Raw genomic sequence first — 25,107 nt, forward strand, 5'->3', positions numbered from 1 at the left:
TTTTAAGGAGTAAGTAGCGTGTCAGCAGCCATTGTGTCAACAGCCGTACCGTCTTTTTCGGTCGGGAAAGCGCGTTCTACCTCCCGACGTTTATTCCAGGGCGCTGTGGTCCGACGGGCCATGTCGATAGCAAACAGGGCCACAATAGCAGTGAACACAATAAAAACAACAATGAAAATTCGGCGATTACGGTTCATAAGGTTCCTGAGGAGTAGCCAACACGAAATTTGAAGCAGCCTTTCTATAATGCCATCCTATAAAGATATTACCTATTCGGCTAGCTGTTTTGGAGCAATCTGAAAGGCCACGCTACCCGTCTGGCCCGACACTTCAGCCCATTTAATATCCTCAAACGTAACAGCTACAACCGCTCCTTTACTCATTGAGCCTATGCTTTGGTGCGTCAGAAATTCGGCGAAATACGACACATCAGGATTATGCCCCACGACCATAGCAGTATTAGTCGACTCTGGAAGCGCGTTTACGACTGACAGATAGGCTTTAGGCCCTCCTTCATATAACGTCTGATCTAATCGAATCTCTGCCGTATCGAAATTAATCTGCTCGGCTATAACCTTGGCCGTATCTTTAGCGCGTGGAGCAGTACTACTGACAATAACATCTGGTTGAACATCTTTCTCCTGTAGGTAGCGGCCAATTCGAGCAGCAGCCATAATACCATCGGCGGTCAGTTCGCGATCGTGGTCGGTCATGAACATCGTCCGGTCTTCCGCTTTGGCATGACGAACGATATATAGTGTAATAGGCATGAATCAATGACTAAGCTAAAATGATCAGGATTACTGATTATGATCTATGTACTCTCTTATTCTGTTAAACTTATTATAAACAAAAACAGATTTCATCAAGAAGAATCGTCCAAAAAAAGTTTACATTTACTGATTGCAAAAATAAGCCCGCAATCGGGATGTAACTAGCTGTATGCGTTTTCAGGGTGAAAATTGTACGTTGTCATTTAGCCTACATTTCGATAAGGGTCAAGTGCTGTTGTCGGGTACTATCTGGCCACGTCAGCACCGGTCGTTACCTGCTCAGCAACCGACTCGCCTGCGTTTCACCACTCTATTACCCGAAGCCGACGTTGCCAATCTTCAGCACTGGCTGGCCACCGGCACGCCTGAACCTATACCCTTACCCGATCCAATTCGTCAGGCCCGTCGAATCATGACTCACACCGACGATATTGTTCATCTGGAACTCGATTATCACCTTGACCCACTACCAACCTGGTGGGAGTGGGAAGTCACTAATCCGCTTAAAATTCGGTTGGACATACGCCCGAACGAGTTTACTTATCTGACTAAATCACTGAGCCGCGAAAACTGGCCCAACGACCTCACCTGGTAAGCATTAGCTATCAAGCTCGCAAGCGGCCATAGTCGCTTTAAAAATCTACGGGCTAGGTACACATGAACTGTCTAACGTTTTAGAACGCTTCATTGCACAAACGGCCGCTTCCGGGCGTATATACTTATTAACACCTATATACGCACCAAACAGCCGTTTTGTTTAAGCAGCCTTCATTAAAATGTTAGTGGGCGTTTCGCGCTACAATCCGTATTTTTGCGGACCAATCACCATCCGGTTGCCGTTTCAGCATGAGTTATTTACCCATTCAGCAATTATTAAAAACTGCCCCAGTTGGCACCGAAGTGACCGTTAAAGGCTGGGTCCGCACCAAGCGGGAAAGTAAGAACGCCATCTTTATTGCCCTCAACGATGGTTCTACCATCAATAATATTCAAGTTGTAGCTGAGGCAGGGCAGCTTACCGAAGAAACCTTAAAACTCATAACCACTGGTGCCTGCTTGGCCGTTACGGGCGAATTAGTTGAGTCACAAGGGGCTGGGCAAGCGGTGGAAGTTAAAATAAGTAACGTTCATATTTACGGTACTGCTGACCCCGATAAATACCCTTTGCAACCTAAACGACACTCCTTGGAGTTCTTGCGGGAGATAGCTCACCTGCGGCCCCGAACCAATACGTTCAGTGCAATCCTTCGTATCCGGCATGCATTGGCCTTTGCAGTGCACAAGTACTTTAACGATAACGGCTTCTATTACTTGAATACGCCCATCATCACAGCTTCGGATGCCGAGGGTGCTGGGGAGATGTTTCGTGTAACGACGCTGGATGCAATCAAACCACCCTTAACAGAGGAAGGTAAAGTTGATTACGCTCAGGATTTTTTTGGTCGGGAGACAAACCTGACCGTATCTGGGCAGTTAGAAGGTGAGCTTGGTGCTTTGGCGCTGGGTAAGATCTATACGTTCGGACCAACCTTCCGGGCAGAGAATTCAAACACAACCCGCCACCTGGCCGAATTTTGGATGATTGAGCCAGAGATGGCCTTCTTCGAGCTGGAAGACAACATGAACCTGGCCGAGGACTTCGTTAAAACAGTTATCCGGTATGCTTTACAGCATTGCGCCGACGACCTCGCCTTCCTGGACAACCGCTTAAAGGAGGAAGAAAAGACGAAAAAGAAAGAAGAACAGAGTGAATTGGGTCTTCTGGAAAAACTCCAGTTTGTCATCAGCAATGAGTTTGTGCGGCTGACGTATACCGAAGCTATCGATATTTTAGTGAATTCAAAACCTGCCAAAAAAGGCCAGTTTCAATACGAGGTTAGCTGGGGCGTTGACTTGCAGTCTGAACATGAGCGGTACCTGGTTGAAAAGCATTTCAGGAAACCAGTTATCCTGACTAACTATCCGCGCGAGATAAAGGCGTTCTACATGAAGCAAGATGAAGACTCATCGGCGTCTCCCGGCCCAACCGTACGGGCTATGGATGTCTTGTTTCCGGGTATTGGTGAAATTATTGGCGGTTCGCAGCGGGAAGATAACCTCGATAAACTCGTTGCCCGGATGCAGGAAGTTGGCATCGATCCGGAAACAATCTGGTGGTACCTGGACACGCGCCGGTTTGGCTCAGCTCCGCACGCAGGCTTCGGCCTTGGCTTCGAGCGATTGGTTCTGTTCGTAACGGGCATGGGTAACATCCGCGACGTCATTCCGTTTCCCCGAGCACCCAAAACGGCTGAATTCTAATGTAACCTGGACGGCCATGTCCGGGTGTGAATGGCATTTGTTTCTATAACCCCGGACGAGGCCGTCCAGGCTACTGATATGCTCCTCGCACTTCCTCTTTTCCTCATTATTGCCTCCGGATTTGTGGTTATCGGCGTTTACACCGAACGAAAGGTCTCGGCGTTTATGCAAGACCGGCTCGGTCCAATGGAAACGGGTAAATGGGGGTTGCTTCAGCTATTTGCTGATTTGCTGAAGCTGTTACAAAAAGAAGATATTATTCCCACAGCCGCCGACCGGCGGCTATTTATGCTGGCTCCGGCGGTCATTTTTGCATCGGTGTTTGCTGGTTTTGCGGTGCTCCCGCTTACTCCAGATCTGCAAGGATCAGGGGCGGCCGTTGGCGTGTTTTACCTGATGGCGATTGTCTCGTTCGACGTAGTAGGCATCTTGATGGCCGGGTGGGGCTCAAATAATAAATACTCGCTGTTTGGAGCCATGCGGTCCGTTGCGCAGATTATTTCGTACGAAATCCCACTTGGCCTGACGATTTTATGCGTCGTAATGATTTCTCAGACGCTTGACTTACAAGTCATCAGCTTTCAACAAGGCCTCTACAGCCAGGATACCAATTACTTGTTTGGCTTAAAGGGGTTAGGGATTGACGTAACCGGCTGGGGCGGTATCTTCAGCTGGAACATTTTTAGAAATCCGTTTTTACTAGTTGCCTACATTGTGTTTTTCATCTGCACACTGGCCGAAAGCAACCGGGCTCCGTTCGACTTACCCGAAGGGGAATCCGAAATTGTAGGCGGTTTTCATACGGAATACTCAGGAATGCGATTTGCCTTGCTGTATTTGTCTGAGTATGCCATGATGCTTCTGGTATCATTTCTCGGCGCGGTACTATTCTTAGGTAGCTGGAACACCCCGTTGCCCAATTTTGGTCCCGTGCGTCTGGCCGACTGGACCAGTGGTGCTCCCGGAACCGTCTGGGGCAACGTAACGGCTGTTTTTTGGCTATTATCGAAGGTCGCATTTGCCGTGTTTTTACAAATGTGGGTGCGGTGGACTTTCCCGCGTATTCGCGTCGACCAGATGATGTTTCTTTGCTGGAAGGTATTAACCCCGATTGGCTTACTGCTGCTCCTTATTTCGGGTGTTTGGCGGTTACTGATGGTTTAGCTCGAAATTGGTTTGGCGCTTGCCTAGCTCCTTTTGTACCTTTGCGGCCTTTTACGGTATAAATGGCTATACTCAATCCTGATCCTACTGGCAACTTAGCCTGGAAAGCGGCTTGGCAATCACCAATCTTCCGCTGGAAATTTATCCTTGGTTTGCTGGGGACCCTTGCGTTATTACTGACCTTCCCGTGGTTTTTTCAAACGATCGAACGTCACAAAGGTCCTGTTTTGAATGACTGGGTGCTAAACCAGTTACCTCCGCAAGATGTCTCGCTGGGTATTTTCTTAATCATTTGGGCTACGGCTCTCTTGCTGATTTTCCGCGCCCGACGTAGCCCGGCCGTCTTCATGATGTTTACTTATGGCTACATTATTGTTAGCCTGTCTCGGATGCTTAGCATCAATTTAGTGCCCCTCGACCCACCTGTTGGTTTGATTCCATTGATTGACCCAATAAGCAATGCCTTTTACGGTAAGACATACATTACTAAGGACCTGTTTTATTCTGGTCACACGTCGAGCATCTTTTTAATGTTTTTGTGCCTCAGACGATGGTGGGACCGGCTGTTTGCCTTAGTTGGATCATTGATAGTTGGTAGTCTTCTGCTTGTACAACACGTACATTACACTGTTGACGTACTCGGCGCTTTTGTCTTTACTTATCCATTATATTGGCTAGGTAAGCAATTTGCTCTTAGCGGCTGGAATAATGTTGAAACTTCTCCGAATCAGAAGACTCCAATTAACCAAAAATAGAAATTGTATAAAACCTTTTTGGGAGTAAGCCTGGGTGTTAAAGTTTCGTGTATAAACGGCCGTTCGGATCTTGTTTACCGTTGCTCATTCTTCACGAAGGACATGAAATTAAATATAACATTCGCTAGGTACGAAAGTGCTAACAGCTAGAGCAATTATCTCTGATGAACATACATAATCGGCACTCATGCCTTAAACATGGGCTTAACAATATCGTAACAATTGAGGAATAAATTGAAATGAGTACTGTAACTTTGGAATGGTCATTCCGCTGTTGTGGCCACTGCGCCAAAGGATTAATCGATGTTTTCAACTTACCCAAGACTTAATTTGACATTAATTTGAATAGTGAAAGATCAATGTCCACTAAGCTAGGGCAGTGACTAAAAGTCACAATAATTTACTGATTAACAAAGCTATCGGCCGTCTGTAACATTAATTACTTAAGTAATTATAAGAAGCCGTTAATTAAAGTCTCATTAATTAAATGCCGACAAAGTAATCCTAAAATTGTAAATTTTGTAGATTTGGGGCTTTATGAAACCGTTAAGTCTGCGCCCATCGGACAGAGCGTGGTCGCCGGTAGGCATTAATACGGAACCCCCGATTTGTAAACCACCGATATGAGCAAATTAAACTTGCCGCCCTTTACGTTGGGCGAGACCATTACCCCAGAGCAACGTCAATTTTTCAATAAGAATGGCGTTATTGTTTTCCGTAATTTTATTGAGCCTGAAACAGTAAAATTATTTATTAGCGAAGTAGAGCGCATTGAGAGAGAGTGGCTAGCTGAAGGACGTGATAAAGTCAATGGCGTTCCTCTTAAGTTTGGCCAGGGAGAGGATGGTAGCCCTATGATTCAACGAATGTGCTTTCTGTCGCAGCACAGTGCCGCTCTGCATGAGTTTTTGCAGGACCCACGCCTACAGGCTGTAGTCGACTTACTTCAGCCCTATGAAGGGCGTATTGCCGAAATCGAAAAAGACGGACTTATTCTTAACCATTACATTCGCACTCCTAACAGTAAGTTCTCGCAGATGGGCTGGCACACCGACAGCCCCCGTGATATCTTCCTGGGTCAGCGCATCATGCCAATGCTAAACGTAGGCATTCACCTGAACCCCACGCCTTACGAAAATGGTGGTCTTCGGGTCATTCCGGGTACGCACAAGCAGGGGCTGTTCAAGATGTTGTTTCGCAAGAAATACTTCGTGGATAATGATCCTGACAAACACGAAATTGGCTTCGACATGAACGCTGGTGATTTATCGGTTCACGACGGACGTCTTTGGCACCGGGCTCAGCAGTCGCCCCACTTTGGCGAAGCCAGCCGTCGGCGCGTAATGTACGTTCCTGTTGTTACGGGTAAGTACATGCCGAAGCACGAAAACAGCAAAACCCCGTTCTACCATCGATTCATTTCGAAAGTAAATATTTAACCAGTTATAAAGTCATAAAGTTGTAGCGTTGTAGAGTGGTCTATCTGCTTTATAGCGCTACAACTTTATGACTTTATAACCCTATAACTTATTATGGCGTACGCCCTCATCACAGGTGCTAGTAAAGGAATCGGATTAGCCATTGCAGAGGAGCTGGCCCGGAAGAAGTTTGATTTGTTATTAGTGGCCCGGTCTGAACCTCAGCTTCGCGAAGAATCCAGCCGTATTGCATCTCAATACAGTGTAAAAGCGAGCTATTATGTACTAGATCTAGCCAAGCCAGGTGCCGCCCAGGAACTAGCTGATTACTGCCAGGCACAAGGCTACTCCATTACCATGCTCGTCAATAATGCGGGATACGGCCTCAGTGGCCCATTCGAGCAGCACGCCCTCTCCGAACACGTTGATATGTTGACGGTTAACAATACGGCGCTCGTGCAACTCTGTTATCTTTTTCTTCCTCAGCTTCGGCAACAGCCTAAAGCGTATATTTTAAATATTGGTAGTTCGGCCGCTTATCAGGCGGTCCCTGGGTTAAGTCTCTACGCAGCTTCTAAAGCGCTTGTCCTGAGCTTTAGTCGTGGCTTACGTCAGGATCTAAAACGCACATCTGTTTCAGTAACCTGCGTGTGTCCCGGCTCAACTGACACTGATTTTGGCGCCCGCGCTCAGATTGGAGAGAAAGCACAAAAAGCCGCTGAGCGTGTAAATATGACACCGGCGGAAGTGGCCCGGCAAGCCGTTGACGCTACATTGGCCGGTAAGGCCGAAGTAGTAACGGGCGTTATCAATAAAGTTGGCAAGCTCATGGCCTGGCTAATGCCCAAAGGCCTTGTGGAAACCGCAGCCGGAAGCATATACGAATAGCCTCACCGAATTGTGGCACTTTATTTGCCACTGTAAGGTTATATTCATATAACTTCCATTTAGACGTTGGACGCTGGACTTAATAAACAACCTATTCCACTGCCTGCCGACGTCCAACCAACACATGCAATTTTCCGATTTATCATTAATTGATCCTATCCTGAAGGCACTCGCCGAAGAAGGATACGCTACCCCTACCCCTATTCAACAACAAGCCATTCCAATTCTGCTAGGTCGCCAAGATCTGCTTGGTTGCGCTCAGACGGGGACGGGTAAAACAGCCGCTTTCGCTATTCCGATTTTACAACTACTGAACGAAGAGCGTAGCAAAAATCCAAATGCTCCACGTCGCATCAAAACACTGGTTCTGACGCCAACGCGCGAGTTAGCCATTCAGATCGACGAGAGTTTTGCCGCGTATGGCCGCCATTTAAACCTGCGTCATGCGGTTATTTTCGGTGGTGTTTCGCAGCACTCGCAAGTAAACGCCCTCAAGGCTGGTCTTGACATCCTGATCGCGACACCCGGTCGTTTACTCGACCTGATGAACCAGGGCTTTGTATCGTTACGTGACGTGCAATTTTTTGTGCTGGACGAGGCCGACCGGATGCTCGACATGGGTTTTATTCACGACGTAAAGAAGGTCATTACCCGTTTGCCAGAACGTCGGCAGTCGCTTTTCTTCTCGGCAACCATGCCGCCTGATGTAGCAAAACTCGCTGATACAATCCTGCACAAACCGGCAAAGGTTGAAGTAACGCCCGTATCGTCGACGGCTGATACCATTCAACAAGCGATGTATTTCGTTGGGAAAGAAGACAAGCGGAAGCTGCTTGTCCATATCCTTGATGACAAGAAGATTAAGTCGGCGCTGGTATTTGCCCGTACGAAACATGGAGCCGACAAAGTCGTTAAGGATTTGATCAAAGCCGGTATCCAGGCTGAAGCTATTCACGGCAACAAATCGCAGAATGCTCGTCAGCGCGCTTTGTCGAACTTTAAAAGCCGCGAAACACGGGTTCTCGTTGCTACGGATATTGCCGCCCGCGGCATCGACGTTGATGAACTCTCGCACGTAATCAATTACGAGCTGCCGAACATTCCTGAGACGTACGTTCATCGGATTGGGCGGACAGGTCGGGCCGGCCACGATGGCATCGCTTTATCCTTCTGCGACGCGGAAGAAACCGCGTATTTGAAAGATATTCATAAATTGATCGGCAAGCGCGTTCCGGTTGTTGAAGATCATCCTTACGTGCTCGACACTGCTGTGGCCGCAATGGCGCCTGCTCCGGCGCAACGCCAGGGCCAAGGTCGGAACGGCAACCGAAGCGGGGGAAACGGGCGCCCAAACGGTTCGTCGAATAACTCGTTTCGACGTAGTGGGTCTACAAACAGTAGCCGAAGCGGAGAAAACAACCGCCGGTTTGGCAACTCTCGCTCCGACCGAACGGCAAACTGACATAAAACGTCATAAAAAAACTCGCTACGTTAGGTAGCGAGTTTTTTTATTTTAAGATATGACAGATTATGGCTTAGCCGTTAAGACTTCGGCCAGTTTCTTACCTAGATCTTCGCCCCGAACATTTTTAGCAACAATCTTTCCATCGGGCCCAACAAGAAAATTTTGTGGAATTGCTCGGATGCCATATTGCTTCGCCACTTCGTTGTCCCAGAATTTCAGATCCGATACCTGCGTCCAGGTTAACCCGTCCTTACGAATCGCATTCAACCAGGCTTCTTTCGCGTTAGGGCGGTCTAACGATACGCCAAGTACGGTGAAGTTCTTGTCTTTGTAAGCGTTATAGTTCTTAACCACATTGGGGTTTTCCATTCGGCAAGGCCCGCACCAGCTCGCCCAGAAATCAACTAAGACGTACTTACCCCGAAAATCGCGGAGAGCTACGGCCTTTCCGGCGGTATCAGCCTGAGTAAATTCAGGCGCCATGGCCCCGACTGATGTCGCCTTGATAGAAGCCAGCGTTTTAGCGTATTCCTGCCCAGCCTTGCTATTCTTTACAGCATCAGACAGTCCCTCAAAGACCGGCCCCACTTCCTCGTACTCAGGAGCGTATCCACCCGATGCTTTAAGCGCGTCCAGACTCACTAAACTATTTGGGTTAGCTTTTACAAACGCCAGCTGGATCTTCTTCTGATCGGCTTGAATATCCTCATACCGTTTTTCAATAGCTTCCCCAAACGCTTTGTCTTTGCGTTGTTCCGGTGTGGCTCCCTGATACTCCTTCATCAGCGATGCCATCTTGTCAGTAGCAAACTTGAGACTAGTCTTTAATTTTTGATAGTCTGTGTTCAGCGGTGTCCCATTCACCACGGCGTTATCGAGCGAGTCAGGACTAGTTACGGTAATCGTACCGGGTTCCAAATAGACGTTGGTAGCCGCGCTAGGCCGAGAACGACTGAAGCCCGTGCCTTTTTTGTCGACAAACAGGGTGGCTACTGTAGGATTATCAACAGTGCCTTTAAAAGCAAATACACCGTTCTGAATTTGAGCGGAGTCCATTTTTTGCGTGGGTCCACTACCATACCGTAGATAGGCTTTGGCAGGAGCCGACACGCTGCCCAGTTTACCGTTAAGCGTAAAGGGTCCTGTTTGGGCCAGCGCGACCGCAGGAAGCAGACTTAACATTGAGAGCACGTATTTCTTCATGGGAACCGTTGGTCTATGGTTTATTGACAATCAGACAAGTAAAGATAGCATCAGATCGTTATAACCGGCAGAACATCCAACCATAAATTTGTAGTTACTGAAAGTATCGCTACGGCTATAAACGCCAATATTTACTAGTCTGTACCACTTTTTTTCCTTGCTGCATCATGGCTCGACACCCAATCGAGTGAGGAGATGGCCGCAGCCAACGACAATTCTCCAGCAGCAACCACCCCCGCCATGATTTCGGCTAGTTTATTGACTTGGCCGTCTCCGTAGCAGCCCATAATCTCCAGACACTCACGTTGTGTTGGCAAGCCCGTGCCGCCCCCAACTGTACCGACAATGAGCGACGGGAGTGTAACAGATCCATATAAGTTGCCTTCGGGGGTTATTTCTGAATAAGTAATCGCAGCCGACGATTCGGCCAGGCAAGCTACATCCTGCCCCGTGGCAATAAACAGGGCTGCCAGTCCATTCACAGAATGCAACCCATTGTTATTTGTCCCGGCCAAGCGGGCACCAACGTCGCCAATGCGGGCGTGTTGCACTAACTGCTCCGGTTCAACCTGTAGCTCGCGAATGAGCAGCTCACGCGGAATACGTATCTCTGCCGTTACGCGTTTTCCTCTCGTACGCAGTACGTTTATTTGTGAGGGTTTCTTATCAGTCGCCATGTTCGACTCAAGAAAGAAATGCTCAATTTGACTTTGAGACTTCTCCGGATACACCTGTAGTATGTAGTTGCAGGCCGCTAACGTGGCCTTGCTGACCATATTCTGACCGGCAGCGTCCCCGGTATGATACCCAAAGCGTAAGAAAGCCAGCTTACCATTCAAATACGTATCAATGTAACGAAGCTTTGCGAAACGTGAGGTTGCCTCCGCTTCAGCGGCTAACTCAGCCTGGCGATTTTCTACCCAACGAACGAAGTCACGCGCCTGACGAGCATCGGCAAACTGAAAAACGGGCGCCCGTTGCATAGCATCGTCCTGAACAGTGCAAAGCACTCCCCCACTCAGATTAATCAGCTTTATGCCTCGGTTATAGCTAGCCACCAGTGTTCCCTCAGTGGTAGCCATCGGAATCAGAAAGTCGCCTTGAGCATGTTCGCCGTTAACGCGTAAGGGCCCTGCCAGGCCAATAGGCATTTGTGCAACACCAACAAAATTCTCACAATTACCCCGCACCCGATCCGGATCGAACGAGTTTTGGGTGATATGCTGAGGGGTGGTACCTGTAAAATCGTTCAGGAATTGTCGACGGTGTTCAATCGCTTCGACGGTGTAATCGTTGACAGTATTGCGCGGAATGCTAGCCTGACGATTTGTATTCTGGTAGCGTTCATCAAGTTGCAATTCATCTTCCATCGCTAACGTAATTGTCCCGAAGGGCTGCGTATGCAGTGTAAGTTCTAGCTTATGTTTTCCCGGTGCTAAGGGTTGTGCTACTGCGTGCACTCGTACTGTTCGGCGTAGTGGAAAAGCTAACGGAGAAGCATCGGAAATGGCCTGAACGGCAACAGCTTCTCCCCCATCCGGCTGAAGCGTAAACGCATCGGCTGGATAGTCCTGACCATCGATCCGGGCCCGTTGTAACCCAGTGAATTTAGCATCAGCCAGGCGATTCTTGAGGGAAAAGGTAAAACCGCCAGTTGTGTTACGCAGACTGTTACGCGTGTATAACTGCTTGAGCAGAACGTTAGGAATAAATTGGAACACGAGGTCGGATCAGGAATGATAAATGATGAATGGGATACTAACAAGTAGCCTGGTATAAAGCATTCGACATTGTTTCAAACCGTCCTGTGCCGGATTGGTTTATGAAGTCTATGCTCAACGTTTCCATAATTATTCCTACCCTTAACGAAGAACATGCGCTGCCCCGGACGTTACGGCTGCTGCAACGACTGTCCCCTGAACCACTCGAAATCATTATTGTTGACGGAGGCAGTACCGACCGCACTGTTCAATTAGCGGATGCAATGCGGCCCTGCTTTCGAACCCTGCGAGTGATCCGCTCTCCGCAAGCGGGCCGGGCCTATCAAATGAACGCCGGGGCCACTAAAGCCTCGGGCGAAATCTTGTGTTTTCTCCATGCCGATACGACCTTACCCGACGATGCAATTCGCATCATTCAGCGTACGCTCAGTGACCCCAAAACAGTAGCGTGCGGTTTTATTTCGATCATGCGGGGCCCTGAAACAACCCAATGGCTCACCTCATTTCATAACTACATAAAGACTTATTACGCCCCGCTGCTTTTTCGACCACACTTGTTTTTCAAAGGAGCCCGACTACTTTTTGGTGATCAGGCCATCTTCTGCCGGCGAGGGCAATTCATGACTGTGGGTGGCTATACCGATACAATGCCGATTCTGGAAGAGGCTGATCTACTGCTTAAACTAATTCGGTTTGGTCGGATAAAACAGATCAATCGCCTGGTGGAGTCATCAGACCGGCGCGTAGCCAAGTGGGGAGTCTGGAAGGCGAACGCTATTTTTCTTACAATCGGCTTTTTATGGGGTATTGGTTATCCTCCTGAACGATTAAAGCGGTGGTTCCACGATATTCGGTAACAGTGACAACCTACTTAGCAGTAATCTAAGTCAGATTAACAGATAAGAATTTCACTTTTAGTGTAAATTTGTTGCACTCTGCCCCTATGCTCCATGAAACAATTGCTCTTGCTACTCGTTGCTCTAGCTATTATAACCCTTGGCTGGTCTCACTTCCGTCAAAATCCTACCGATACCAAACCTAACGACTATACCAACTGGGGCGAATACCTGGGTGGCCCCGACCGTAGCCACTATTCAGCCCTGTCTCAAATCACGCCCGATAACGTTGGCAAATTGAAAGTTGCCTGGACGTATGTGTCTCCCGACAGTGGCCAGATTCAGACGAATCCAATTGTAGTCGATGGCGTCTTGTTTGGCGTAACGCCGACCGTGCAGGCCTTTGCGCTTGATGCGGCCACGGGTAAAGAAATCTGGCGGTTTGGTAACCCACTTAAGGTCTGGCACAGCACCAGCCGGGGTGTTGCCTACTGGTCACCGAAAGCGGGGACAGCAAGTAACGAAGCTGCGCGCATTCTGTACACGGTTGGGCCACTGCTGTATGCGCTCGATGCCAAGACAGGGCAGCCCATTGCCAGCTTTGGCGATAATGGTCACGCCGATTTGCACGAGGGGCTGGGTGCGCAAGCGAAAGACAAGTTTATTATTTCTAACACACCCGGCACCATCTTCGACGATTTGATTATCATGCCCGTTCGGGTATCCGAAGGCGCCGATGCCGCTCCGGGCTATATCCGGGCGTTTAACGTCCGCACGGGCAAACTAGCCTGGACGTTCCGCACGATCCCGAAACCCGGCGATTACGGTTACGACACCTGGCCCAAGGAGGCCTATAAGAACTTCGACGTGGGGGGCGCTAACAACTGGGCGGGTATGGCCATCGACCGCCCCCGCGGCATTGTTTACGTACCAACAGGCTCGGCATCCTACGATTTCTATGGCGGCAATCGCAAAGGCCAAAACCTGTTTGCCAATTGTCTGCTCGCGCTCGACGCCCGCACCGGCAAACGGCTCTGGCACTTCCAGGCGGTACACCACGACCTCTGGGACCGCGACTTTCCGGCTCCGCCTAACCTGGTGACCATTACACAAAACGGCCCTGACGGAAAGCTCCGAAAGATTGACGCCGTGGCACAGGTTACCAAATCAGGCTTTGTGCTCGTATTTGACCGCGTAACGGGTAAGCCCCTGTTCCCAATCAAAGAAGTGCCCGTACCGGCATCCGACATTCCGGGGGAAGCCACCTGGCCAACGCAGCCAATTCCTCAAAAACCGGCTCCCTTCGCCCGGCAGGTCATGACCGAAGCCGACGTTAATCCGCACTCCGCGGATCGTGATTCGCTGCGGACAATTTTGCGGAGTATTGGCACCCGACTGTATGAACCCATTAGTAAGCGCGGTTCACTTATGTTTCCGGGTACAGACGGCGGGGCTGAATGGGGTGGTGCAGCCGCCGATCCAGATGGCATTCTCTACGTTAACGCCAATGATGTGCCCTGGATTTTCACTATGGTCGACGCGCCTAAAGATGATGAACTAGCTCACCTCAGCCCCGGTCAGCGTATTTACACTCAGAACTGCATTGGCTGCCACGGGCCCGAACGAAAAGGCAATGCCCGCAGTGGCTACCCGTCGTTAGTCGATATCAACCAACGGCGCGACCGTCCTTACGTAACCCAGATTGTGAGTAATGGCAAAGGTATGATGCCAGGATTCACCGCTCTTTCTGCCGAAGATAAGCAAGCCCTGGTTGCCTTTTTGTTCGGCGATGAAAAACAGGAAGTATCGAGCCGTTCGCCTTATCCATCAAAGGCTAAAGAGCCGCATTTACCCTATAAAGTGACAGGCTATAACAAATTTCAGGACAGCAAGGGCTATCCGGCGGTAGCTCCCCCCTGGGGAACGTTGAACGCCATTAACCTCAACACCGGTGAGTACCTCTGGAAAATTCCGCTGGGTGAAGAGAAAGAGCTTAAAGCGAAAGGCATTGGCAACACAGGCACGGAAAATTACGGCGGTCCGGTCGTGACAGCGAGTGGCCTGCTGTTCATTGCAGCGACGAAAGACGAAAAGTTTCGGGCGTTCGACAAGAAAACCGGTAAGCTGCTTTGGGAAACCGACCTTCCGGCAGCCGGTTTTGCTACGCCCGCAACGTATCAGGTAGGTGGCAAGCAATACGTCGTTATCGCCTGCGGAGGAACGAAACTGGGAACAAAGAAAGGAAATCAATACGTAGCCTTCGCCTTGCCCTAACGTTCACAGAGGTGAATGCTCTCCGATTATAGAGCTGGACGATTGATTGCTTTTCTACGTTCAGTTGAAATGGTCTAGCCGATTAAGGTCTTCTTTGATCTTGTTTACAGTACCGATTGTCTGGCTGAGGATGTCGTTTGCCTCCTGCGGTCGAGAGAGTTCATTCTCTAGCAGCTGAATCGTGTCACTCAGCACAAGTATGTTGGGTTTGACATCGTTTCTGATGACATGGACCATTTGATCCAGTTCCGTATTTCGCTGTTCCAGAATGCGGGTTATAGTCGTGAGCGCTTTGTTTGATTTTCTGAGCTCTAAAAGATTGACCACTTGCTTTGCCAAAATTTTCAAGGCACTTAGCTGACCAGAGGTCAACTCCTTAACTTCCTGATCGATTACACACAGCGAGCCCAGCGCGTAACCTTCGGAATCAACCAGGGGTACGCCAGCATAAAACGTAACATACGGGTCGCCTAATACGAGCGGATTGCCAGCAAAGCGTTCATCCGTTCGTGAGTCAGTAACGATTAGTGTTTCATAGGGATTAATGATAGCATGCGAGCAAAAAGCATACTCCCGAGGAGTTTCTCGAACGTTTAGCCCATGATTGGATTTAAACCATTGCCTGCTATCGTCAATCAGGCTGATTAATGAGATCGACGTCTGACAAATTTCCGAAGCCAGCTTCGTGATATCATCATAGTCTTGCTCTGGTAGCGAATCGAGAATGTCGTAGCTTTTTAACGCTTCTACTCGCTTATCTTCTTCGGGTGGCGGAATAGCCATATTCTGTAGTCAAGGTTGAACCAAATCTAACAGCTTACACTGAATTGTTTCGCTATTGAATAGTAGTCAGATACTGAACTGACAAGCAATTATTTTCTCTATGACGTAGTAACCGCTGACTTGTTACATAGGCGCTGACAAAAGCATTGTAAACCAGCTAATCATCTGTAATATTGCTAAAAATTACACGAAAATGACCATCACTTTTGAACCCCTTACACTACCTTTCAAAGTAGGCGACATCGTTTTCGTTGATGAAGAGCATGGCCAGCGTCTGACGGACAAGAAAGGCCCTGTTTATCCTTACTTTCAAGCGCAGATCGAACGTATTTTTTTCGACGGTCGATTAGAAGAGATGAGTGTTATTGATAAGCCTTTGGATACATACGAACTAAAAGTATCCACTGCGGTCTATGAACTTAAGCCGATAGGTACCTATCAGGATTTAGTAAAAATGCCCCTCAGGCTTAGCCTTCCCATTAAAGAGCCTAAATTGTTTGGCAGCGAACAGGAATTGAAGGATTACCTCCAATCGAAAGAGTACATTGAGAAGACCATAACGCCAGCTAATTCTGATTAGGTAACCGCACAGTCTTGAACCAATATTCCCGAACGCTCATGACTATATCGACTAGCTGGCTTTGCGTGCTGGGTTTATTAATGACCGACTGAGCCCCTAACTGGTAGGCTAACGAAATCTGCTCCTGGTCTTCGATACCCGTTAGCATAATAACCGGAATATCCGCCCACTGCCTGTTGATCTTCAAATTCATCAAGATCTCCAAACCATCCGGGTACGGCATATGCATGTCCAGAAAAATAAGGTGAGGTCTGTCTTTAGGATCAGCCAGCACTTCTAACATGATGAGGCCATTGGAAAAGATACGTAACCGGCAAAACGGCATCACTTCCTGAACCGTTAACTCAAACAGGAACGCATCTTCCTCATCATCATCTACCAGATAAACCAGTCGTTCCGGGATACTTTCAGGCGTAAAAGTTAAAGCCATAATACACTACAAACTATTACAATTGGCTCTTTGGATTTATGGATAACAATCGCTAACCCATAACTTCTTAAACAAAACCAATATTTATTCTATTTATGTACCTCCGCCTGGCGTAAATAGCACCAATAAAGCCTGCTGATAACACGAAAGGCGGTCAAAGACTTTACTTTATTTGCCAGGTTTGGCAAAGCTACACGTCTATTTTTAGGAATGTACGCATGTGGCAAACGCTTAAGTCAATACGTAACGAATTTACCTGATCAATCCAGCCCACTCCACAAACCAACACCTAAGTAATTCGGCAGGTGAAAACCTATCTTAAAGACTTGGTAAGTATGTCGCCAGGTGAAAAAACAAAACCGGCAACCCTAAAAAAGGCTACCGGCTCAACTAAGTTTATTCGGCTGTATCAGGTACCAGCAACTTATAAGGTTTACTTCGCCGTGGTCAGCACCTTCTGCATCTGATCGGCTACGAACTGATTACCGACGTCGTTTAGGTGAACACGGTCGGTTGTTAAAATACCCCGGTCTTTGTTTTCGGGATTGTTTTTAAGGTCGTACTCCTGAAACGCTTTACGCAGGTCGACCAGGGGCAGATTGTATTTCTTTGACAGATCACGGATAAACTGGCTGTATTGGTTCAGGTCGCCGTCTTGCTGATTCGTCATATCCGTTTTTTCGCCGATGGCAGCCGGTGTGCAAAGCACGACGCGGACGTTGGCTGCCTGTAACTTCTTGATCACGGCTTCGTAGAATTTAACAAACTTGTCAGGATCAGTACCGGTGCCGGACGTAGCCTTGTGCCATACGTCGTTCACGCCTACCCAGATGACAACCACATCGGGTTGCTTGGCCAGCACGTCGTCGTCCATGCGCAGAAACAAATCGTATATTTTGTTGCCACCAATCCCAGCCCCCATGAGTTCAAACTGGTCAGCGGGTAGTACTTTTTTGAGTCGGTCGATGTAGCCACCGGAATTTACGCCAGCCTGCGTGATCGAATCACCGAAGAAGATGACCCGGGTAGGTTTAAATGTGAAGGCCGTTAGCGCCAAAACGAAACCAATGGCTGAAGTAAGCAGAAGACGCATAATTATAATTCTATTTTTAATAAACAGATGCTGCAGAGATTGTCCGCCGAATATAGCGATTGTCTGTGTATCGCAGGTGCACAGGGAGGGTGGCCGCCTTGAATTTATTCGGGATATCCGGATGAAGCGGGCCGCTCAGCTTTTAGCAACTTCGTCGCTTCGGGTTTCGGAAATCGCCAACCAGGTCGGCTTCGACGACGTTAAATATTTCCGTAAAACATTCCAGAACCTATACGCCTTGTCGCCATCCGATTACGCCCGACAACACCGGGACAACGCTAAAGTTGAGTAACCCATGGTAGATTGATAAAAGCGCAAATCATACGTGCTGCCCACGATAGGGGTTGCATTACACCACTAAATTCAATGCCAGCACCCCAATCAGGCCCACGATCGACACGATCGTTTCCATCAGCGACCAGGTTCGGATGGTTTGCGGAATGGTCAGGTTGAAGTACTCTTTGAACAGCCAGAAGCCACCGTCGTTGATGTGCGAAAACATCAGGCTACCCGATCCAATGGCCAGCACCATCAGCTCGGGTTTTATGGCCTGTGACTGCAGCAACGGCAAAATAATTCCTACCGTTGTCAGCCCCGCTACAGTGGCCGAACCCACGCAGACCCGAATGAACGCTGCGATGCCCCACGCCAACACCAAAGGCGGAATGTTGGCATCGGCCAGTAAACTACCGATGTACTTGCTGGTACCACTGTCGCTGAACACCTGCTTTAACGCACCAGCACCAGCAATCACCAGCAAAATCGGTGCAATGGCTTTAACAGCCTCCTCTAAATCCTTCGTAATGGCTTTCATTGATTGCCCCCGCCGGATGCCCAACGCGTAAGCTGCTGTTAGTACTGACACTAACATGCCAATATACGGTTCGGCAAGCAGGGCCACTATGGTTTGCAGAGCCGACCCATCGGGCAAGGCCGTTTTCAAAGGCCCAAAAGCGGTTAAGAGCAATACGGGTAACAGAGCGACAAAAAAGCTGATGCCGGTGCCCGGCAGGTCACTATCGGGTACTTCGCGAATATCAAACAGTTCATTGTTAGGCGCTACTTTAAGGTTGACGAGGGTTTTCCCGAAGATAGGCCCCGCAATGACGATGGCAGGAATAGCCACAATGAGCCCGTAGATGAGTGTCTGGCCAATATCGGCATTTAATTGACCAGCAACCGCCGAAGGCGACGGATGCGGAGGCAAATACCCATGAGCGACCGATAAAGCCGATAACATGGGCACCGCGATTGATAACAAGGGTAATCTGGATGAGGCTGCTATGGTGAAAATTAGGGGTACTACAATAATGAAACCGGCATTGTAGAACAAGGGAATACCAACAACAAAGCCTGCTAAGGCCAAGCCCCACCTGATGTTTTTAATGCCAAAGAGTTTAATCAATACATTTGTAATACGCCGTGCGGCCCCGCTTTCGGCCACTAAGCGACCTAGCATAGCTCCAAAACCGATAATCAGCACCAGGTCGCCAAGCGTACCACCAATACCTGTCTGAATAGACTTCCCAACGGCTGCTACGCTCATCCCTGACGCTAATCCAATACCCAGCGAGACGAGTACGAAAGCAATGAATGTATCAAGGTTGACAAAAACAATTAAGCAAATGAGAACGAGGATACCAAGTAGTGTGAGAACGAGGGGCATAAGCGGGTTACAGTGTGTTATTTCGGGCAAGATAGATGCAAAGAACGTACGAATTACCTGACAAGGGCAAAGGAATCTGTTAGCAAACTCGCCCTGGGTTTGAAAGTCCTTCTTTTTACGTCTTACCGAAAAGCGTAACTGGCTAATTTTTCTACCTCATCCGATAACGGAGCCGCCAGATCAAACGGCACGACATGCAAACGTGTATCAGGATCATAACTGAATACGGGTAGCGGCTGACGAAAGCCTTCGTTAGCCGGGTAGACCAGAAACAGGTCCTCAGCTGCGTATTTCTTACCATAGGCGTACAACTGATACAGATCTACCTGATCAATGCCGTAATTACTCGCAGTCGCCCCTGCTTCGTTGCCCTGGAGCTGTTTCCACTTAGTATCGATTATGAACGTTCGATCGTTATGTCGAATCAGAATGTCGGGACGTAATTTGAACTTAGGCCCCCCAATGTGTTCATCGACAAGATGCGCTGAGGATTCCTGAACACTCACCTGATCTTTTTCGGGCCAGTACGCGCGAATGCCATGGGCGACGTAATCTTCGAATACGCGTTGCATCGGAAACAAAAGCGACAAGTCTGGTGTGTGACCAATTTTTACCCCAAAGCCTTTGCCCCCAAGTAGAGCTTCGGCCCAGCGCAAGGCTATGCTGTAACGAGCGAATAAACGACCAGCCCGCTGTATAGCAAGTAAATCATTAGGTATTGATTCTGAAGCAGGTACTTCGTCGAGTACACAAATTAACTGTCGGATTCGGCGCAGGCTCGTAGCATTCGAGGTTCGCTCCTGTAAGTGTAACAGCGTTGTTTTCAGAATACGATTGGGCGGCACATCAGCAGTTAGTGCGTCGTATCGTACGGCTAGTCGTTCGGCGTGATACGCGTTCTCGCGCTGCTGACGCGTTGATTGAAGCTTACCTTTCCAGAAGCGTTCGTTATTATCGACGGATACATAAGTACGTTGTATTCCCTGCTGAACGAGCGGCTCCACGGCATCCAGAAAAGTCGTTATAAACACGTCCCAAAGCGGAAGATGCGTGGCATTCGTGTAGGCATCCGAGAATGTTTTGAATGGACTTTGCCGTAGACGTCGTAGCATTTTAAGCAACGACGCTCTTGTCTGTTTTATGGTTGCAAGCTGGTCAGGCTCTTCCTCTAACGCCCTCGTAAACAGAATTTTGGGAAGAATTTCCAATTGTGTACCATCCGCAAGCGCCAATAGTCCAACGTAATTACGAACGCGAACGTACTCGCCCCCTTTTTGCACAAAGTAGCTCAGTAAGTTATCTACGCCTTCAGCATCAAAAGCTAGCTGACGAAGTGACTGAAATGCAGCCTCCGAAACTATGGTCGTGCCTGGCATTGGCTCACGCCCCGCCTGAGCACTACTGATCAAACCGTATTCAACTACTGAAATAACGTTGGGCATACCAAAACAGCAACTCTCTTCCAAAGTTAATCTATATGCCGATTAGTCTTTTACTAGCTATGGATTTAACCTAGCCGGACCAGTCATATAGCAACGTGTCAAGGTTGTTTGAGGGCTTGATAAGCTTGAACAGGTTGTTGATTGATGCCAAACAGCAGCGTGTTGCCAAGGGGTAATACACTCCGTACGTCGCCAGTCAGGTGAAAGCCAGATCGGGTTTGCGGAATCGGCGTAAACTTTCCCTGCCCGTTGCCTTGTAACAGTACCCCATAGTTAGCATCAGAGCGACCGAAGCGTAATCGCGCTTGTGTTGCGTTTCCGCATAGCAGCAGATCGTTGTGGCCATCGTGGTTGAAATCGAGACTGGTTAACGTAAATACAGGCGCTACCTGTGCCGCCAAGGGTAAGGGCGTTTCGGTTAGTTTACCCGTTTTGGTACTGGCAAAATAGACCGTTTGCAACTGATTGGCCATTAGTTTCGGAGCGTCGCGCAACTCGTCAGTCGTAAAGACGTCGCTTAACGTAGCATTGGCGTACTTATCGTAGCTCGTAAAGCGGGCGCGGAGCATACCGATCTGGTCAAGAAGTTCATCGCGCGTGGCATGGGGGTAGCTTTTGCCCTGCACATATAAACATAGTACCGGATCTATTTTGCCGTTACTGTCAAAGTCTTTATAAACTAACTCAGCGGGTTGCTGGTCGCTGGCTCGGCATTGCGTGTTCAGTCCCTGGTTACCGACTACCAAGTCAGGCCGACCGTCGCCGTTAAAATCATCCACCAGCAGTTTGTTCCACCAACCCCGCGATTCCTTATCAAAGTACTGACTGGTCTTGTTAACAAACTGCCCGTTCTCAATAGCGAACACACTCACCGGCATCCATTCGCCCACCACGACTAGTTCAGGTTTCCGATCGCCGTTCAGGTCCGTCCACGCAGCATCAGTAACCATACCAATACGCGAAAGAGCCGGAGCTAACCGCGCCGTCTGATCCGTAAACTGCGGCTGGCCGTCTTTACCATTATTTATCAGCACATAGCTCTGCGGTGCTTCGGGGTACCGGCCCGGCACGACCCGCCCCCCTACGAACAAATCGGGGTGCCCATCACCGTTTACATCGGCCACCTGTACGCAGCTTTTGCTCGTACGCATCACCGGCAGTGCGTCAGAGCTCTTTGTAAAATTCCCTTTCCCATCGTTCAGGTACAGCCGGTCCTGCAAACGCGGATCGTTCGGTTGAAAATCATTATAACCACCGCTGCATACGTACAGGTCGGGAAAACCGTCGGCGTTGGCATCAAAGAATACAGCATCCGCGTCTTCACTGGCTTTATCGGCCTCAAATGCAGCTTGGCGACGCGCAGTAAATTGGCCTGTCCCCTTGCCACCGCCAGCTTGTTGCAGAAACAAAACGCCAGCCTGACCGCTACTCCCTCCCGCATACACATCCTCGCGCCCATCGCCATTAACGTCGGCTTTGGCCAGACAGGGACCACCAAACGACAACGCATTGACCAGCAAAGGTTGACGTTTGAAATCGTTTATCGAATTGGTCGAATAGGTATGACTCAACGGGGCTTTTGCCTTTTGAAATAAAGCAGGTCCGGTTGGAGCCGCTCGGTACGTTGTTCGTGCGTCTGATTCCTTTACCGTCAGTAGTTGATCGGCTTTTACGGCCGTCAGCAACTGTTGCTTGCCGGTTGGCCACACGATCCGGAGTGAATCAATTGAAGGGCGGGTACCCAGTCCAAAATGCAACCGGGGCGATACGCTCGACTGGTAGCCACGCGTCGGCATTTGCTCCAGATACTGTTGTTTACCCTCACTGTATAATGTCACTTTTGTTCCTACGCCCTGCGTGTTAGCGCCATTACCAACTAGCTGCACGGCCAGGTAATGATGCTTCCGTTGCTTACTGGCTTCGTTCTGAAAGATAAAAGCGGGTTGGTTGGTGTTGTTAACCACTAAGTCCAGATCGCCATCATTATCCAGATCAGCATAGGCAGCTCCTGTACTGTTCGACACCTGTGTAAGTCCCCAGGCTGGGCCAATGTTTGCAAAAGTGACCTCGCCGGTTTGCTCTCCACCCCGATTGCGAAACATGTAATTCGCTACGTTCGACGATGGCATCTGCCGCACCAGCTCCAGGACATCCTCACGACTTGGGTTTGTGGGGCGATTTTGCATAAAGTCGTTCATGTACTTTATGAAATCCAGATTGGTATAGTCGCGAACGTACCCGTTGGTGATGTAAAGGTCTTTCCAGCCGTCGTTGTCATAATCAGCAAACAGGGGAGCCCAACTCCAGTCAGTGTTGGATATACCCGCCAATTGACCAACTTCACGGAAGGTTGGTGCCCCCGATCCAGTACCCGTGTTTATCTGCAACATGTTGCGCATGTTCTGGTGGTGAAAACCCGATTCAAGCGCAAGTGCGTATTTTTCGTAATTGTCCGGAGCCATCAGCAACTTCTGCCGCCGATTGTCTTCAGGGAGCATGTCTAAGGTGAGAATATCAGGGCGGGCATCGTTGTTAACGTCGGCGACATCATTACCCATCGAAAAGTTAGACGTATGGCCAACGCTGGTTTTTAATACGTCTTTGAACGTCCCGTTATGATTATTGATGTAGAGATAATCCGGTACGCCATAGTCATTCGATACGTAGAGGTCGGGCCAGCCATCGGCGTTCAGATCCGACACACCGATGCCCAGCCCATAACTCAGTACGGAGCTACTTAATCCCGCCCGTTCTGTCACATCCTCAAACCGGTTGCCTGTATTTCGCAGCAGCCGAACGCCAATCTCCGGATTGGCCTGCTTGAGCAGCGAGGCCGTAGCGGTTGCATCCAACACGGGCAGCAACCGCGGATTGTGGTTCAATTGAAACAGATCCAGATCACCATCCCGGTCGTAATCAAAAAAGGCACCCTGCGTAGTCTGGGTAGGCTTATCTAAACCAAATTTTGCAGTTCGATCGGTAAAATGCGGAATACCTTGTGCATCAGGCCCCTCATTGATGAACAGTTCGGGCATCCGTTTTTCCGGGCGTAAACTTCCCGAATGGCAAACGTAGATATCGAGTCGCCCATCGCCATTAACATCGGCCATAGTGACGCCCGTTTTCCAGGGACCTTCGCGACCAGCTACACCTGCCTTATCGGTTACGTCCTCAAACCGCATGTTCTTCCGGTTCAGATAGAGCCGGTTGGGCGCCATGTTACTGGTGAAATAAATATCGTCAAATCCGTCGCCGTTCAGGTCGCCAATCGCTACGCCCCCGCCATTGTAGAAGTACTCATACATCATGACGTTGGTGTTCAGTCCTTCCTCAAGATTGTTGGCAAACGTAATGCCGGTTTGGTCGGGAGACAGTAAGGTAAAAAGAGGAGGAGCACTAGTTTCAGCCGAAGTGGTTTGCTCATTAGTATCAGCCGTTTTTTGACAACTTACACTAAACCAACACGTTGTCACAATTAGCCAACCGCACGCAGCTCGCGACGACAACCTCATACAAGAAGGAAACAATAAATGCACTAAAGAAGGGGTTTACAATAATTCACTACAGAATTTGAGCAGCTTTTTCAGGTCATTTTCCTGCCTAAAATCGATGGCTTCGTTTTCCAGATACGCTGTTACTTGCTCACGATGTTTGCTAAATACTTTCAATACGCTTGCTTTATTAACCGGATAAGATCGGTTATTCTGATCAATAATAAAATACGTTTTGTCTTTTATCAACAAAAGATCCCCTTTCGTGTCAAGTTTAGCGATGGATGTGTTGCCCGTTGCATTATACTGGTAGTTCGTAATAGCCGATGCACCCGATGACTGGTCATAGCCACCCCGTTTTTCATTCTTAACTGTTTTCAGCCCTTGCTTCACGCCCAGCCTCAGGCCATTATTATCGGCCACAATCTCCATGTATCCTTTTGCCGGGTCGTACATGAACAAGTCTTGCTGTGACGTCGGGCCGTTAATGCCGATTAGCCGGACAATGGGGTCATCCATCAGCGTCAGCGTATCGCCGTTGGGGCTGATAAACTGCATCTCACCCAGTAAAACATTATAGTTAAGCTGGGCAGCTGCCGCAGTTCCGTTTTGGTATAACACTTTTCCCTCACGAAACTGGTCATATCGATACCGCTCGCTCAAAGGAATTGCCTTTACGCCTTCTGTTCCTCCTTTGACCCGTATCACCTGAGGTGTCTGGGCGCAGATGGTACCGTGAGCAATGACCCCAATACCTATTAAAACCAGTTTTGTTTTCATTGCGAACGTAAGGTTATCAGTAAAAATCGGTGCCAGCGTAGTGA

General features: G+C 48.9%; 22 protein-coding genes. 11 read left to right on the forward strand and 11 right to left on the reverse strand.

Annotated elements, in window-relative coordinates; translation table 11 throughout:
* Positions 1-2 precede the first annotated feature (2 nt).
* Both ACFSUS_RS01715 and ACFSUS_RS01720 read right to left on the reverse strand, forming a co-directional pair.
* Positions 3-197, reverse strand: a complete 195-nt coding sequence (locus ACFSUS_RS01715) for a hypothetical protein (RefSeq protein ID WP_381518198.1) — start codon at positions 195-197, stop codon at positions 3-5.
* A 72-nt stretch (positions 198-269) separates the two neighbouring features.
* The gene (locus tag ACFSUS_RS01720; RefSeq protein WP_381518200.1) at positions 270-770 is read right to left on the reverse strand and encodes a SixA phosphatase family protein; all 501 of its coding nucleotides are present in this window, start codon (positions 768-770) and stop codon (positions 270-272) included.
* Positions 771-942: 172 nt separating this feature from the next.
* On the opposite strand from ACFSUS_RS01720, the gene ACFSUS_RS01725 reads away from it, so the two are divergent.
* The 7 genes from ACFSUS_RS01725 (at position 943) to ACFSUS_RS01755 (ending at position 8,761) form a co-directional block, all read left to right on the forward strand.
* Positions 943-1,368: a hypothetical protein gene (locus tag ACFSUS_RS01725; protein ID WP_381518202.1), complete on the forward strand. Its 426-nt coding sequence runs from the start codon at positions 943-945 to the stop codon at positions 1,366-1,368.
* 251 nt (positions 1,369-1,619) lie between these two features.
* Positions 1,620-3,074, forward strand: coding sequence for an asparagine--tRNA ligase (asnS, locus tag ACFSUS_RS01730; protein WP_381518205.1), 1,455 nt, complete (start codon positions 1,620-1,622; stop codon positions 3,072-3,074).
* A 78-nt stretch (positions 3,075-3,152) separates the two neighbouring features.
* Positions 3,153-4,238, forward strand: a complete 1,086-nt coding sequence (locus ACFSUS_RS01735) for a complex I subunit 1/NuoH family protein (RefSeq protein ID WP_381518208.1) — start codon at positions 3,153-3,155, stop codon at positions 4,236-4,238.
* Between the two features lie 62 nt (positions 4,239-4,300).
* Positions 4,301-4,993, forward strand: coding sequence for a phosphatase PAP2-related protein (locus tag ACFSUS_RS01740; protein ID WP_381518210.1), 693 nt, complete (start codon positions 4,301-4,303; stop codon positions 4,991-4,993).
* Between the two features lie 623 nt (positions 4,994-5,616).
* Positions 5,617-6,432: a phytanoyl-CoA dioxygenase family protein gene (locus tag ACFSUS_RS01745; protein WP_381518212.1), complete on the forward strand. Its 816-nt coding sequence runs from the start codon at positions 5,617-5,619 to the stop codon at positions 6,430-6,432.
* Positions 6,433-6,525: 93 nt separating this feature from the next.
* Positions 6,526-7,299 (forward strand): SDR family NAD(P)-dependent oxidoreductase, encoded by a 774-nt coding sequence (locus ACFSUS_RS01750; RefSeq protein ID WP_381518214.1) that lies wholly within the window; start codon positions 6,526-6,528, stop codon positions 7,297-7,299.
* 124 nt (positions 7,300-7,423) lie between these two features.
* Positions 7,424-8,761, forward strand: coding sequence for a DEAD/DEAH box helicase (locus ACFSUS_RS01755; protein ID WP_381518217.1), 1,338 nt, complete (start codon positions 7,424-7,426; stop codon positions 8,759-8,761).
* A gap of 66 nt (positions 8,762-8,827) precedes the next feature.
* Here the strand turns inward: ACFSUS_RS01755 and ACFSUS_RS01760 are convergent, their stop codons facing one another.
* Both ACFSUS_RS01760 and ACFSUS_RS01765 read right to left on the reverse strand, forming a co-directional pair.
* Complete coding sequence (locus tag ACFSUS_RS01760) at positions 8,828-9,967, reverse strand: redoxin domain-containing protein (protein ID WP_381518219.1); 1,140 nt, start codon at positions 9,965-9,967, stop codon at positions 8,828-8,830.
* A gap of 134 nt (positions 9,968-10,101) precedes the next feature.
* Positions 10,102-11,688, reverse strand: coding sequence for a hydroxymethylglutaryl-CoA reductase (locus ACFSUS_RS01765; RefSeq protein ID WP_381518222.1), 1,587 nt, complete (start codon positions 11,686-11,688; stop codon positions 10,102-10,104).
* A 101-nt stretch (positions 11,689-11,789) separates the two neighbouring features.
* Between ACFSUS_RS01765 and ACFSUS_RS01770 the strand changes: the two genes are divergently transcribed.
* On the forward strand, positions 11,790-12,545 hold the full coding sequence (locus ACFSUS_RS01770; RefSeq protein ID WP_381518225.1) for a TIGR04283 family arsenosugar biosynthesis glycosyltransferase: 756 nt from the start codon (positions 11,790-11,792) through the stop codon (positions 12,543-12,545).
* Between the two features lie 93 nt (positions 12,546-12,638).
* On the forward strand, positions 12,639-14,798 hold the full coding sequence (locus tag ACFSUS_RS01775) for an outer membrane protein assembly factor BamB family protein (RefSeq protein ID WP_381518228.1): 2,160 nt from the start codon (positions 12,639-12,641) through the stop codon (positions 14,796-14,798).
* Between the two features lie 60 nt (positions 14,799-14,858).
* Here ACFSUS_RS01775 and ACFSUS_RS01780 read toward each other — a convergent pair whose 3' ends face one another.
* Positions 14,859-15,581: a GAF domain-containing protein gene (locus ACFSUS_RS01780; RefSeq protein WP_381518231.1), complete on the reverse strand. Its 723-nt coding sequence runs from the start codon at positions 15,579-15,581 to the stop codon at positions 14,859-14,861.
* A gap of 193 nt (positions 15,582-15,774) precedes the next feature.
* Between ACFSUS_RS01780 and ACFSUS_RS01785 the strand changes: the two genes are divergently transcribed.
* Positions 15,775-16,161 carry a hypothetical protein gene (locus tag ACFSUS_RS01785; protein ID WP_381518234.1) on the forward strand — a complete coding sequence of 129 codons (387 nt, stop codon included), beginning with the start codon at positions 15,775-15,777 and terminating at the stop codon, positions 16,159-16,161.
* Here the strand turns inward: ACFSUS_RS01785 and ACFSUS_RS01790 are convergent.
* Together ACFSUS_RS01790 and ACFSUS_RS01795 are read right to left on the reverse strand one after the other, a co-directional pair.
* Positions 16,148-16,591 carry a response regulator gene (locus tag ACFSUS_RS01790; protein ID WP_381518237.1) on the reverse strand — a complete coding sequence of 148 codons (444 nt, stop codon included), beginning with the start codon at positions 16,589-16,591 and terminating at the stop codon, positions 16,148-16,150. The two genes, ACFSUS_RS01785 and ACFSUS_RS01790, sit on opposite strands and share 14 nt — an antisense overlap.
* Before the next feature lie 433 nt (positions 16,592-17,024).
* Positions 17,025-17,684, reverse strand: coding sequence for an SGNH/GDSL hydrolase family protein (locus ACFSUS_RS01795; RefSeq protein ID WP_381518238.1), 660 nt, complete (start codon positions 17,682-17,684; stop codon positions 17,025-17,027).
* A 76-nt stretch (positions 17,685-17,760) separates the two neighbouring features.
* Here ACFSUS_RS01795 and ACFSUS_RS01800 point away from each other — a divergent pair, with 76 nt between their 5' ends.
* Positions 17,761-17,976: a helix-turn-helix transcriptional regulator gene (locus ACFSUS_RS01800; RefSeq protein WP_381518241.1), complete on the forward strand. Its 216-nt coding sequence runs from the start codon at positions 17,761-17,763 to the stop codon at positions 17,974-17,976.
* A gap of 57 nt (positions 17,977-18,033) precedes the next feature.
* Here ACFSUS_RS01800 and ACFSUS_RS01805 read toward each other — a convergent pair whose 3' ends face one another.
* From ACFSUS_RS01805 to ACFSUS_RS01820, 4 genes are all read right to left on the reverse strand, one after another.
* Entirely contained in the window at positions 18,034-19,350 is a 1,317-nt protein-coding gene (locus ACFSUS_RS01805; RefSeq protein ID WP_381518243.1) for a gluconate:H+ symporter, read from the reverse strand.
* A 122-nt stretch (positions 19,351-19,472) separates the two neighbouring features.
* On the reverse strand, positions 19,473-20,792 hold the full coding sequence (locus ACFSUS_RS01810; RefSeq protein ID WP_381518246.1) for an McrC family protein: 1,320 nt from the start codon (positions 20,790-20,792) through the stop codon (positions 19,473-19,475).
* 98 nt (positions 20,793-20,890) lie between these two features.
* Positions 20,891-24,304, reverse strand: a complete 3,414-nt coding sequence (locus tag ACFSUS_RS01815; RefSeq protein ID WP_381518249.1) for a VCBS repeat-containing protein — start codon at positions 24,302-24,304, stop codon at positions 20,891-20,893.
* 36 nt (positions 24,305-24,340) lie between these two features.
* Positions 24,341-25,063 (reverse strand): hypothetical protein, encoded by a 723-nt coding sequence (locus ACFSUS_RS01820; protein ID WP_381518252.1) that lies wholly within the window; start codon positions 25,061-25,063, stop codon positions 24,341-24,343.
* Positions 25,064-25,107: the final 44 nt, after the last annotated feature.

Source organism: Spirosoma soli, assembly GCF_042684525.1.
GTDB classification, from domain to species: Bacteria; Bacteroidota; Bacteroidia; order Cytophagales; family Spirosomataceae; genus Spirosoma; species Spirosoma soli.